Source organism: Nocardia sp. NPDC024068 (assembly GCF_040638875.1).
In the GTDB taxonomy this organism is placed as follows: domain Bacteria; phylum Actinomycetota; class Actinomycetes; order Mycobacteriales; family Mycobacteriaceae; genus Nocardia.
The window spans coordinates 124,194-135,396 of record NZ_JBEZYU010000008.1 but is presented as its reverse complement, the minus strand read 5'-3'; the positions used below and the strand labels follow the sequence as shown (position 1 = coordinate 135,396).

The 11,203-nt window shown below is 66.9% G+C and carries 13 protein-coding genes and 1 tRNA gene; 12 read left to right on the top strand and 2 right to left on the bottom strand.

Annotated features, from left to right (window positions below; genetic code table 11):
• Nucleotides 1–143 precede the first annotated feature (143 nt).
• The 12 genes from AB0F41_RS11155 (at nucleotide 144) to AB0F41_RS11100 (ending at nucleotide 10,043) form a co-directional block, all read left to right on the top strand.
• Nucleotides 144–225, top strand: a tRNA-Leu gene (locus AB0F41_RS11155).
• A gap of 794 nt (nucleotides 226–1,019) precedes the next feature.
• Nucleotides 1,020–2,312 (top strand): MFS transporter, encoded by a 1,293-nt coding sequence (locus AB0F41_RS11150; protein WP_357422645.1) that lies wholly within the window; start codon nucleotides 1,020–1,022, stop codon nucleotides 2,310–2,312.
• A gap of 26 nt (nucleotides 2,313–2,338) precedes the next feature.
• Nucleotides 2,339–3,154 (top strand): alpha/beta hydrolase, encoded by an 816-nt coding sequence (locus AB0F41_RS11145; RefSeq protein ID WP_357422644.1) that lies wholly within the window; start codon nucleotides 2,339–2,341, stop codon nucleotides 3,152–3,154.
• Complete coding sequence (locus AB0F41_RS11140) at nucleotides 3,151–3,549, top strand: OB-fold domain-containing protein (protein ID WP_357422643.1); 399 nt, start codon at nucleotides 3,151–3,153, stop codon at nucleotides 3,547–3,549. Before AB0F41_RS11145 ends, AB0F41_RS11140 begins: the two co-directional genes overlap by 4 nt.
• The gene (locus AB0F41_RS11135; RefSeq protein WP_357422642.1) at nucleotides 3,549–4,694 is read left to right on the top strand and encodes a thiolase family protein; all 1,146 of its coding nucleotides are present in this window, start codon (nucleotides 3,549–3,551) and stop codon (nucleotides 4,692–4,694) included. Before AB0F41_RS11140 ends, AB0F41_RS11135 begins: the two co-directional genes overlap by 1 nt.
• A gap of 1 nt (nucleotide 4,695) precedes the next feature.
• Nucleotides 4,696–5,568 (top strand): IclR family transcriptional regulator, encoded by an 873-nt coding sequence (locus tag AB0F41_RS11130; RefSeq protein WP_357422641.1) that lies wholly within the window; start codon nucleotides 4,696–4,698, stop codon nucleotides 5,566–5,568.
• Nucleotides 5,565–6,776, top strand: a complete 1,212-nt coding sequence (locus tag AB0F41_RS11125) for a CoA transferase (RefSeq protein WP_357422640.1) — start codon at nucleotides 5,565–5,567, stop codon at nucleotides 6,774–6,776. Before AB0F41_RS11130 ends, AB0F41_RS11125 begins: the two co-directional genes overlap by 4 nt.
• Nucleotides 6,773–7,510 carry an alpha/beta fold hydrolase gene (locus tag AB0F41_RS11120; protein WP_357422639.1) on the top strand — a complete coding sequence of 246 codons (738 nt, stop codon included), beginning with the start codon at nucleotides 6,773–6,775 and terminating at the stop codon, nucleotides 7,508–7,510. The genes AB0F41_RS11125 and AB0F41_RS11120 overlap by 4 nt, the downstream gene beginning before the upstream one ends.
• Nucleotides 7,507–8,262 carry an SDR family oxidoreductase gene (locus AB0F41_RS11115; protein WP_357422638.1) on the top strand — a complete coding sequence of 252 codons (756 nt, stop codon included), beginning with the start codon at nucleotides 7,507–7,509 and terminating at the stop codon, nucleotides 8,260–8,262. The genes AB0F41_RS11120 and AB0F41_RS11115 overlap by 4 nt, the downstream gene beginning before the upstream one ends.
• A 24-nt stretch (nucleotides 8,263–8,286) precedes the next feature.
• A complete protein-coding gene (locus AB0F41_RS11110; RefSeq protein ID WP_357422637.1) occupies nucleotides 8,287–9,039 on the top strand; it encodes a glucose 1-dehydrogenase in 753 nt (250 codons plus the stop codon).
• A 22-nt stretch (nucleotides 9,040–9,061) separates the two neighbouring features.
• Nucleotides 9,062–9,580, top strand: a complete 519-nt coding sequence (locus tag AB0F41_RS11105) for a type II 3-dehydroquinate dehydratase (protein WP_357239578.1) — start codon at nucleotides 9,062–9,064, stop codon at nucleotides 9,578–9,580.
• Between the two features lie 109 nt (nucleotides 9,581–9,689).
• Nucleotides 9,690–10,043, top strand: coding sequence for a hypothetical protein (locus AB0F41_RS11100; protein ID WP_357422636.1), 354 nt, complete (start codon nucleotides 9,690–9,692; stop codon nucleotides 10,041–10,043).
• Nucleotides 10,044–10,110: 67 nt separating this feature from the next.
• Here the strand turns inward: AB0F41_RS11100 and AB0F41_RS11095 are convergent, their stop codons facing one another.
• A complete protein-coding gene (locus AB0F41_RS11095) occupies nucleotides 10,111–10,575 on the bottom strand; it encodes a DUF5994 family protein (RefSeq protein ID WP_357422635.1) in 465 nt (154 codons plus the stop codon).
• Complete coding sequence (locus AB0F41_RS11090; protein ID WP_357422634.1) at nucleotides 10,572–11,174, bottom strand: DUF5994 family protein; 603 nt, start codon at nucleotides 11,172–11,174, stop codon at nucleotides 10,572–10,574. The genes AB0F41_RS11095 and AB0F41_RS11090 overlap by 4 nt, the downstream gene beginning before the upstream one ends.
• Nucleotides 11,175–11,203: the final 29 nt, after the last annotated feature.

Sequence of the window (11,203 nt, the reverse complement as noted above, 5' to 3'; positions counted from 1 at the left end):
GCCGCGAAACATGAGCACTCCTCATATTGGCCGTAACGTAATCGTTATAATCCCAGGTGGGGTTACCGGTCAGTACGAAACACCCGCCCGCGTCTTCATGATCAGCCCACGGCCCGGTAGAGTTTGGACGGTCGTACCATCAAGCGCGAGTGGCGAAATTGGCAGACGCGCCAGATTTAGGTTCTGGTGTCCACGGACGTGGGGGTTCAAGTCCCCCCTCGCGCACAAATACCCAGCAGATCTGGTGGGTGTGCATGCCGTGTGTTCGAGTGCACTCGAACACACGAAGGGATCAGGAAATATACCTACTGACCTGCGGAAACTTCTGGCAGATTCGCCACCGATACCCGCCATCAGCTCCCCCGGGCCGCAATTCGGCAGTCACCGCGAGGTGGATCGATGATCCCGGCACTCATCCCCGCAGGCACCACTGAACCAACTGGTCCACGGTTCCGCTCCTGTCGCCCCAGCCCATCATGTAGCCGACGGAGATGTTGTCCATTGCATCTGCACGCAGCAGAACCGGCCCGGTTCGAGCTGATGGCGCCGCGAGTTCAGCCGGCCGTCAGCTGAGGGTGGGCGACGCGCGGTAGCGGGGCGTGGCGTTATCCACCGAATGCACCGGGGATTCAGGGTCACAGGCCTGTTCTTCGCGAGACCTTCCCGCCGGAGCGGGCAACCGCCCTGCCCGGGTTCCCGACGACGGCGACGTGCGGCCGACAGCTCCGGGCCGGGTCACCGAGGAACGCCGGCCACCAGCGCAGGCAGGCGAAGCGCGCGGCAAACGGAACGGGCGGGTCGGGTGGGCGCCGGGCCGATCCCGGTGGCAAACCATATTTCCGCTGGTGGTGATCGGTTAGCGCGGCAACCGCTACCAGAAGCATTTGCTTCTGTGTGACCTGCGTCGTATGGTCGAATCCTGAATGGAATTCGATTCCACTCAGCGGAATTTTCGCTGGTGCGGTTTCCGTACTTCTCGACACTCCTCGCTCAATCCGGAGGTACCCGTGGCGTCACCGATGACGGCCGACACAGCAGTTCCACCACGCGCTCGATGGTGGCGAGTCGGTGTCCTGCTGTTCCTCATCTACCTGGTCTGCTACGCAGATCGATCGAATATCAGCGTCGCTGTGCCGGACATGGTCGAACATCTGCGACTGTCCGGGACCATCACCGGCGTCGTCCTGTCGGCGTTCTTCTGGGGTTACGTGATCACCCAGGTCCCGGGTGGGTTCCTGGCCACGAAAGTCGGCCCGAAACAGGTCATCATCGCGTCGCTGGTCGTGGTGGGTGTCGCTGCCTGCGCCACAGGTTTCGCACCCAATCTGCCGGCGCTGCTGGCCATCCGCTTCGCGATGGGCCTCGCCGAAGGCGCGGTGTTCCCCTCGTTCGCGGTGATGTTCGTGCGCTGGTTCCCGGGCCGGGAACGCGGTCGGGCTGTCAGCCTCACCCAGTACGCACTGCCGCTGTCCTCGGCCCTGATGGCGCCGATCGCCGGTTGGATGATCGATACCTGGCATTTCCAGACGATGTTCGTGCTACAGGGCATTCCGGCGCTGATCCTGGCCGCGGTGTTCTATCTGCTCGTGCCGAACGACCCCGCCGAGGACAAACGCTTGGACCCGGCCGAACTGCGGCTCATCCTCGCCGAACGCGATGAGGAGACCAAACCGGAATCCGGGCTGCTCAAGGCCCTGGCCCGGCCCATCGTCGCCGGATTGTGCGTGACGTACTTCCTCTGGATCACCGGGATGTACGCCTTCGGGCTGTGGCTGCCCACGCTGATCAAGGAGATCTCGTCCAACGGCATCGAAGCGGTCGGCTGGCTCACCGCGATTCCGTACGCGTTCGCTACGGTCGCGATGTATTTCAACTCGCGCTGGTCGGACAAGACCTCGTTGTCCCGCGGCTGGATCATCGCGACCTCGCTGAGCGTGGCGGGCCTGGCGATCCTGGCTCAGCACTACATCAGCGGCGGGGTTCTGTGGCAGATGATCCTGCTGTGCGTGGCCGCGGTCGGCCTCTACTCGTCGTTCGGCACGTGGTGGACCTGGGTGCTGAGTCAGGTGCCGCGCAACCAGGCCGGTCCCTCGGTGGGGTTGGTCAACTTCGTCGGCAACTTCGGCGGCATCGTCGGACCGATCGTGGTCGGCTGGGCTGCGGGGGGCGATTCGCTGGCGGGCGGTTTCTACATCCTCGGATTCGCGCTGATCGCGAGCGCGGCCGTCGCCGCCGTCCTCGCCGCCCGCGGCTACGACCGGAGTCCCGAACTCGAGGTCGCCGGGGATCACCAGCTGGTGTCCGAGAAGTAGAGCAGCCGACCGAAAGCAGGAGACCATTGACCCCGCCCCCCGAAACGGTCCGTGACACCGGGCCGGCCGACGGATCTGCCGTGGTGCTGCTGCACTCACTGTTCTTCGACGGATCAATGTTCGACGCGCTCGTCGCCGAACTTCCGGCCCGGTACCGCTACATCCGGCCCGATCTGCGGGGCCAGGGTTCGTTCACCGGTAGCGGCCGGGCGCCGACCATGGATGTGCTCTTCGACGACGCCGTAGCGCTCATCGAATCCCGGTGTACCCGGCCTGTTCACCTTGTGGGTAGCTCCATGGGAGCCTATGTCGCGTTGCGCGTGGCCTCCCGGCGCCCGGACCTGCTGGCCTCCTGCACTCTGCTCGGCGCCACCGCGGAGGCAGAAGCCCGGCCGGAGATTTTCCGGGCGCTCGAAACCGCGGTACGCGGCAACGAGCCGGATATTGTGGCCCGGATCGAACACACCATGTTCGGAGATGTCTTCCTGGGCGATACAGCCAGGTCGGTCACCCGGCGGCACTGGGCACAGGTATTCGCCGCGCATGTCCCGGAAGTGGCGGACGCACTGCACGGCGTCTACACCCGCCCGGCAATGACAGCGGAACTGGCCGCGATACCGCTGCCGCTGCTGCTCGTCGCCGGCGAACTCGATCGCGCGAAACGGCCCGCCGATATGGCGGCCATCGCAGACCGAGTCCCGGGCAGTCGTCTCGTCGTCCTCGAGACCGCGGGTCACACCCCGGTCATCGAGGAGCCCGCCGCGATAGCGCGGGAACTCGTGTCGTGGTGGGCCACCCCACCGAATTCACCCCATCCAGACAACGGAGGTCGGAAGTCATGACCCTGCTCGAACCGCTCCACGACCTCGACGAGGTGGTGGCCCTGACCCCGGACGGGACCGAACTGCTGGGAAGTCACTGCGATACCTGCGATTCCCGGTTCTTTCCCCGCCGGCAGCTGTGCTTCGAATGCGGCGCCGACACCGTGCGCGATATCGGGCTGGGCCGCACCGGAATCCTCTACTCCTACACACGAGTCGAGCTCTCCTCTTCCCGGGTCACGCCGTACACGCTCGGCTACATCGACCTCGACAGCGGTACGCGGGTGCTCGCGGATATCTCGGTCACCGAAGACCGGCTCGTCCCGGACCTGCCGGTGACGCTGACAACAGCGGCAGACGGCACGTGGAGCTTCGGCCCGGCCGAGAACCCCGCAGACGGAACGGACGAGAACTGATGAACGACGCTTTTGTGGTATCGGCAGCGATGCTGCCGATGGGTAAGCACCTCAGCTCGGGATATGCGGGCCTGGCGGCCCCGCCGGCCCGGCAGGCCGTCCTCGACGCCGGGGTCGAGCGCGGCGATATCGACGCCGTGTTCTGCGGACATGCCTTCGGCGGCATGCTGACCGGCCAGCGCATCGCCAAGGAACTCGGTCTCGGCGGTATCCCGATCGTCAATACCGACAACGCCTGTTCCGGCGGCGCGACGGCACTGCACCTGGCCCAGAAATCGATCGCGGCAGGCGAGCACGACATCGTCCTGGTGATCGGCGTCGACAAGCTCACCCAGTTCGGTGGCGGCACACTACCGCTGGTGGCCGAGGACCCCGAGGTCCGGCAGGGCATGGTCATGCCCGCGGTGTACGCCATGCGGGCCCGGCGCTACCTCTACGAGCGCAAGGCCGAACCCGCCGATCTGGCACAGGTGAGCGTGAAGGCCCGCCGGCACGGCGTGCTGAATCCCTACGCGCAGTTCCAGAAGGAAGTCGACGTCGAGAAGGTGCTGTCCTCCCGCGTCATCGCCGATCCGCTCACGCTGCTGCAGTGCTGCCCCACCGGCGACGGTGCCGCTGCCGTCATGGTCGTCTCGGAGAAGGTGTTCCGCACCATGAACCGGCCGGGGATGCGGATCAGTGCGTCGGTACTGCATTCGGGCACCGCGACCAGCGGCGCCCGGAACATGCTGCGACCGGAGATCTCCTACCACTCGGCCCGGGAAGCCTACGCCCAGGCGGGGATAACCGCCGCCGATCTCGATACCGTCGAGCTCCACGATGCCTTCAGCATCGCCGAGCTCGTCTATTACGAGGCCCTCGGCCTGTGCCCGGAAGGCGAGTCGCTCGAACTGCTGCGTTCCGGCGAGACCACGTTCGGCGGTTCTGTCGTCGTCAACCCCAGTGGTGGCCTGCTCTCCAAGGGACACCCGGTGGGTGCCAGCGGCGTCGCGCAAGTGGTGGAGATGTTCTGGCAGCTGACCGGGGCCGCCGGTGAACGGCAGGTGCCGGACGCGAAAATTGCCCTGACACACGTCACCGGCGGAGGTATCTCCGGATTCGATCACGGGGCCTGCGCCGTACACATTTTCGAGCGAGCGGACTGATATGGCGACCGACGACGCGAGCAACGGCGAGAACGGCAACAAGAACAACGGGCAGAAGCAGGACAATTCGGCGGCGGGAACGGTGAAGCGCACCGTCCGTATGCTGGCCGCGCTCGCCGACCTCGGCGGGGAGGCCGGTGTCGGCAAGATCGCTGACCATTTGGCGCTACCCGCTTCGACCGTGCACCGGTTGCTGAAGATCCTCACCGAGGAAGGTGTGGTGGTTCGCGATCCGGATACCCACAATTACTCGATCGGTGCCGAGCTGTACCGGATCTCGTCGCGCGTCACTGCCCAGGTCGATATCACCGCCATCGTGCGGCCGTATCTCGAGGACGTGGCGAACACCTTCGACGAGACGGTGATCTTCGGCATCTACATGCCTGCGAACAAGGCACTCTCCTTCACAGCCCGCGCGGACGGCGCCCAATTGCTCCGCTATCGCATCGAACTGCACCGTCCGCTCTCGCTGGTATGGGGCGCCTCGGGTAAAGCCGTACTGGCACAGCTCGACAGCGCCACGGTCGCCGATGTACTCGAGCACGAGCGCGGGCTCGCCGGCGGCGGCCGCGCGCCCGGCTCGGCGGCGGAACTCCCCACCCTCGACGAACTCGAGCGCGACCTGCAGGCAGTGCGTACGGCGGGTTACGCCATCAGCGAGGGCGAGAAGCTGCCGCAGGCACGTGGTATCGGCACACCTGTCTTCGACGCCCGAGGCGTGGTCGGGTCCATCACGCTCACCTCACCGAAGGATCGGCTCCCACACGGAGAGATCAGCACCATCGCCGCGGCGCTCATCGATGCCGCCCGGTCCATATCGCGCGACCTCGGGTCCACCGCAGCGAATTTCAGTCCAGGAGTTGTTTCACCATGACGCCGTCCCGCTCACCGCTACAGGGCCTGAAGGTTGTCGATCTCACGACCTTCCTGTCGGGTCCCTTCTGCACGCAGGTACTCGCCGATATGGGCGCCGAGATCATCAAAGTGGAAGCGCCGGCCGGTGATTCGAGCCGGTCCATCCCGCCGCATTTCATCGACGGCGACAGCGCCTACTACCTCGGGAACAACCGGAACAAGAAGAGTATCGTCGTCGACCTCAAATCCGCTGCGGGCCTGGCCGTCCTGCGCGATCTGATCGCGCGGGCCGACGTGGTGGTGGAGAACTACCGGCCCGGAGTAAGCGCGCGGCTCGGTTTCGATCCCGCCGAGATGCGGCGCCGCCATCCGGCACTTATCTGGGCGTCCATCAGCGGTTTCGGCCAGACCGGGCCGTGGAAGGAGCGACCGGCCTACGACATGATCGTCCAGGCGCTCTCCGGCGCGATGAGCCTCACCGGCGAACCGGGGCAGCCGGCGGTCCGCCTCGGCATCCCCGCGGGGGATGTTGTGGCGGGTATGTACGCCGCGATCGGTATCTGCGCGGCGGCGGCTTCCCGGGCGGTGGACGGCCAGGGCGATCACATCGATGTGTCGATGCTGGACTCACTGATCTCGCTGCTGTCCTACCAGGGCGTCTACTCGATGATCAGTGGCCGGGCACCCGCCCCGCAAGCCGCCCGGCACGACTCCATCCCGACCTACCGTTCGTTCGTCGGTGGCGACGGCCGTGAACTCGTCGTCACCGCGAACACCGACCGCATGTGGCGTGCGATGTGCGATGTTCTGGGACTTCCGGAGCTCACCGCTGATCCGCGGTTCGCCGATCAGCGCGCCCGGCTGGCGAACAAGATCGACCTGTGGGAGTTGTTCGAGCGCGCGTTCACCGAGCGCAGCGCACTGGAATGGGTGGAGTTGCTCCAGGCTGCGGGTGTTCCGGCGGCGCTGATCACGAATGTGCCCGAGGCACTGGCCGAGGCCCGCACGGCCGGTCGCGAGATGGTACTCGACCTCGATGACAATCGGGGCAATTCGGTCTCCGTGCTCGGTAATCCGATCAAGTTCCTCGACTCGCCGATGGTCGAGCCTGCCTACCCGCCGACGCTGGGCGCGGATTCGGCCGAAATACTTGCCGAATTGGGCCGGACCGCCGCCGAGATCGATGAATTGCTGTCCTCGGGGGCCGTCTCCGCGGGTTCGCGGTGAGTACTCCGACCGTCGTCGCGCTGCATTCGCTCGGGCTGGATTCCGGGTCCTTCGACGCCTGGGCGCACGCGGTATCGCCGCGATACCGCTGGGACGGTGAGGATCTCGCCGGCCACGGCTCCCGGGCCGGACTGCGGAACGCCACGCTGGCCACGATGGCGCGTACGGTAGGCGACCGTATCAGCGCACTCGACGGCGTACATCTGGTCGGCCATTCGCTGGGCGGGGCGGTCGCCGCCCTGGCCGCTGCGGCCGCACCACCCGGGGCTGTCCGTTCGCTGATCCTGATCGCTACACCACCGCAGGGTTTCCCGTCGTTCGCCGAACGCGCGGAGCCGGTGGCCGCCACAGGTTCCATGGCGCCAGTGGTCGAACCCACGCTGCACCGCTGGTTCGCTCCCGCCGAGCCGGCAGCCGATACTCCGTCGATACGATACTGCCGCGCCCGGCTGACCTCGCTGCCGCCGAACACCTGGATCACGGCGTGGCGCTCGTTCGCACAGTTCGGCGGCTATGCCGAACTCGGCGCCGCACTGCCGCCGACCCTCCTGATCTCCGGCGCGGCGGACCAGTCCACATCACCCGAGCAGGTCGGAGCCATTCGACCGCATGTTCCGAGGGCGGTCGGCCACGAGATCGTCGCCGACGCGGGCCACATGCTGATCTTCGATCACGCGGACGAACTCGCAACCATCTCGTGCCGGTTCTGGCAGACAACGGAGGAACAGCAGTGACCACCAACCACAGCGGCCGTATCGTGGTCGTCACCGGCGGAAACGCCGGCATCGGCCGCGCGTGCGCCCAGGCATTCAGCGCCGCGGGCGCGCTCGTCACGGTGCTCGACCGCGACAAAGCCACCGACCTGCCCGACCGTGTCCGGGCCCATAGGGTGGACGTCACCGACGACGCCGCCGTCGAGGCCGCGATCGACGCGATCGGCGCCGAACACGGCCGCATCGACGTACTGGTCAACAATGCCGGGGTCAGCGGTGTCGGCACCATCGAGGACGGCACCCTCGACGACTGGAACAGGCTCTGGGATATCAATGTGCTCGGTTACGTCCGGGTCACCCGCGCCGCGCTCCCCCACCTGCGTCGATCGTCCGCCGCGGCAATCGTCAACATGTCCTCCTGCACCGCCGCATCGGGGTTCCGGCAACGCAGCGCGTATTCGGCGACCAAGGGCGCGATCGAAGCACTCACCCGGTCCTCGGCGGCCGATCTCGTCGCCGAGAACATCACCGTCAACGCGGTGAACCCGGGCACGGTCGACACCCCGTTCATGGCCGAACTCGCCGCCCGCGCCGACGACCCCGCCCAGCGACGCCGCGATTACGAGAGCCGCCAGCCCACCGGCCGGATGGTCGCCCCGGCCGAGGTCGCCGCCGCGGTGCTCTACCTCGCCGACCCGGTCAACCGCTCCTCCGTCGGGACCGTGGTCACGGTCGACGGCGGTATCGCAAGCCTGCATATCACCCAGGCCTGAAAACCCTCCAGAAAGGATCCAATCATGTCGGAACAGCGCACGGTGATCATCACCGGAGCCGGCCAGGGTATCGGCCGACGGTACGCCCTCGAATTCGCCGCCGACGGTGATGCCGTCGTCATCGCGGACCTCAACGGTGAGAAGGCGGCCGCGGTGCAGGCCGAGGTCGAGGCGGCCGGTGGGACGGCGCTCGCGGTGACCACCGATGTCGCCGACAAGGGCAGCGTCGATGCCATGGTCGCCGCCGCGGTGGCGAAGTTCGGCACCGTCGATGTGCTGATCAACAATGCCGCCATCTTCTCCACCCTGGTGATGAAGCCGTTCGACGAGATCGATATCGACGAATGGGAGAAGGTCTTCGCCGTGAACTCCCGCGGGACCTTCCTGTGTGTGCAGGCCGTGGCCCCGTACATGAAGGCTCAGAAATCCGGCCGCATCATCAATATCTCGTCGTCGGTGGTGACCACCGGCCGCGCGAACTACGCCCACTATGTCGCCTCGAAGGGCGCGGTATCGGCGCTGAGCAAATCGCTGGCCACGGAAATGGGCGAATACAACGTGACCGTCAATGTCGTCAGCCCGCACGGCATCGTCACCGAGATCCCGCGTGGCACCATCACCGACGACCAGTGGGCCGGGATCCTGGCCGAGCAGGCCATCAAGCGCAAGGGATCGGCCGAGGACGTCGTGGGAGCGGTGAAGTTCCTGGCTTCCCCGGGCGCCGGCTACATCACCGGGCAGACCCTGCTGGTCGACGCCGGCCTCCGCTACACCTAGACGCCACGCAGAAAGGATTCTCATGTCCCATTCGATCAAGCGGGTGAGCGATAGACGTCATCGGATCGCTGTCATCGACGGTCCGAACATGTCGAACCTGGGCGCCCGCAGCAAGAAGGTCTACGGCGCGATCGCGAGCCTGGACGACCTGAAAGCATTCGTCGTCGGTTTCGGCAGCGATCTCGGCGTCGAGGTGTCGACCTTCTCGTCCAACTACGAGGGCGCGATCCTCGAGTTCATCCACGAATCGGCCGAACAGGTCGACGGGTACATCATCAACCCGGCGGGGCTCACCACCGTGGGAGAAGCGGTCCGCCACGCCCTCGAAGAAACCACCAAGCCGGTGGTGGAGGTCCATTTCTCCAACATCACCTCCGGCGCGGGCGGGGCCCGGGGTCTCGGCGGTGGGGCGATCCAGTCCACGCTCACCCACACCGCCACCGGCATGTGCATGGGCCTACGGCAGTACTCCTACATCGGCGCACTCACCGCCCTGGTCCTGTCGCTGGACGACGCGAGTTTCCTCGGCGCGCAACCGTAGGCCCGGACAGACGACCGGCCTCATCCGGTCGACGACGCCACTCACCTCAACCGCAGTTGCCGATGATGAGGGAACTGCGGCGGGGGCGAGTGGCGTACCCGGTCGCCCGGTGAAGCCCGCCACGCCCGCAATAACCACCGAGCACGTCGCCGGGCACTGTACACACAACAAACGCTATACCCCGTCCGGACGCCCGATCCCCCACGGCCACGCCGCCATCTCCTGGCAGGAGATACCGTTCCTCATCGCCGAAGGCGCCGGTGTATCCATGGCCTGCGCCAGCGCCGAATCGCATGTCGGCATCCCGGGTGTCACCTGGATCCCGCTGGACGAGGACCTGCCGATCAGATTCGCGGCCATCTGGCCACGGCAGGGCACGAATGCCCGCATCCGCGCATTCGTGACCTGCCTCTACGCGACCGCGGGCCGACCGCGGTCAGCTCTGTCGGGACTCGACCTGTGAGTGGGAATCCGGACGCCGCAACTGCCGCGCGGGCCCTGCGGTCACCGTCGCTTCGGACAAGCCCGGTTCATGAGTCCGATGGGTCGACGACGGCACGCACAGCGTCGCGCATCAGCGCCTCCGCGCGGGGCGCGGTGGTCGCGGGATCTATCACCAGCAGCCGGATGCACCGATTGTGCGGGCCGAACACGTACATCACCGCGGGCGGTTGGTCCGGTAATGGTCCGGTGACCTCGATCCCGTCAGGAGGGTCGATGCCCCGCTGCGACAGACTCAGCGAATTCCAGTCGAAGGCGATCCGTGTGGTGACCCCCAGTCGCGCGGTGAGAGAACTGATCAGATCGTGCATCTCGGTGGTGAGGTTGTCGGTTCTGGGCCACCAGGCGCCGGCTACGCATTCGGAACCTTCCGCGGGAGCGCCGAGCAGTAGCCGCGGTGTGCGGGTGGGCGCGGCGAACGGTTGCCCGCCGCCGGTGACCTGGAACGGGCCGGAGCCGCGGCCGCCGCCCGTGCGCTGCGGGTCCTGCGTCATATCGACCTCTCCGGACCCGCCCGGGGCCCCGCGGGGGAAGGGGCTCGTCCCGCCGGGAGCGGTGTGCGTCCCCCTTCGTCGTCCCAGCGGCGCAATGCGTCCGCGTTCTGCGCGTACTCGCGGCTTTGCCGGTCGGCGGCCGCCAGCAGTTCGTGGGCGGTGCGTTCGTTGCCGGGCCGGGATGCGGCGGACAGCAGCAGCCGCGCGGTCGCGGCCTCGGTGCACGGGGGAATCACCAGCAGTACGAGGCGGGTGCGGTCCAGGCCGAGAACGCACAGGGTATGTGCGGATAGATGCCGGTAGCCATCCAGATGAATCGAACGCCCGCCGAGCGCCATCCGTTTCGGCGCGGGCCGCCAATCGCCGATGTTGTACATGATGCGGTCGACCGGCCGTGCGCGTCCGCGCTGCAGCGCCTCGAAATCGAGAGCGGCCAGTTCGGCGGCCAGGTCGTCGGTATGCGGCCACCAGGCGCCGTCCACTGCCCCGGGTCGCGGCATTCTCGGCGCCGGCCGCCGCCGCGAGGGCGGCAGCGAACCGATGCGGCGGGACAAGCGAACAGAGTGGTCCGGCAGGATCTGCTCGGGTTGCCGCGTCATCGCGACGCTCCTGACCGGGACCGCGTACG

What these genes read in the sequence shown, in the direction of transcription:
- AB0F41_RS11150 (WP_357422645.1), top strand. Translation starts at nt 1,020, where the DNA reads ATGACGGCCGACACAGCAGTTCCACCACGCGCTCGATGGTGGCGAGTC.
- AB0F41_RS11140 (WP_357422643.1), top strand. Translation starts at nt 3,151, where the DNA reads ATGACCCTGCTCGAACCGCTCCACGACCTCGACGAGGTGGTGGCCCTG.
- AB0F41_RS11135 (WP_357422642.1), top strand. Translation starts at nt 3,549, where the DNA reads ATGAACGACGCTTTTGTGGTATCGGCAGCGATGCTGCCGATGGGTAAG.
- AB0F41_RS11130 (WP_357422641.1), top strand. Translation starts at nt 4,696, where the DNA reads ATGGCGACCGACGACGCGAGCAACGGCGAGAACGGCAACAAGAACAAC.
- AB0F41_RS11125 (WP_357422640.1), top strand. Translation starts at nt 5,565, where the DNA reads ATGACGCCGTCCCGCTCACCGCTACAGGGCCTGAAGGTTGTCGATCTC.
- AB0F41_RS11110 (WP_357422637.1), top strand. Translation starts at nt 8,287, where the DNA reads ATGTCGGAACAGCGCACGGTGATCATCACCGGAGCCGGCCAGGGTATC.
- AB0F41_RS11105 (WP_357239578.1), top strand. Translation starts at nt 9,062, where the DNA reads ATGTCCCATTCGATCAAGCGGGTGAGCGATAGACGTCATCGGATCGCT.
- AB0F41_RS11095 (WP_357422635.1), bottom strand. Translation starts at nt 10,575, where the DNA reads ATGACGCAGGACCCGCAGCGCACGGGCGGCGGCCGCGGCTCCGGCCCG.
- AB0F41_RS11090 (WP_357422634.1), bottom strand. Translation starts at nt 11,174, where the DNA reads ATGACGCGGCAACCCGAGCAGATCCTGCCGGACCACTCTGTTCGCTTG.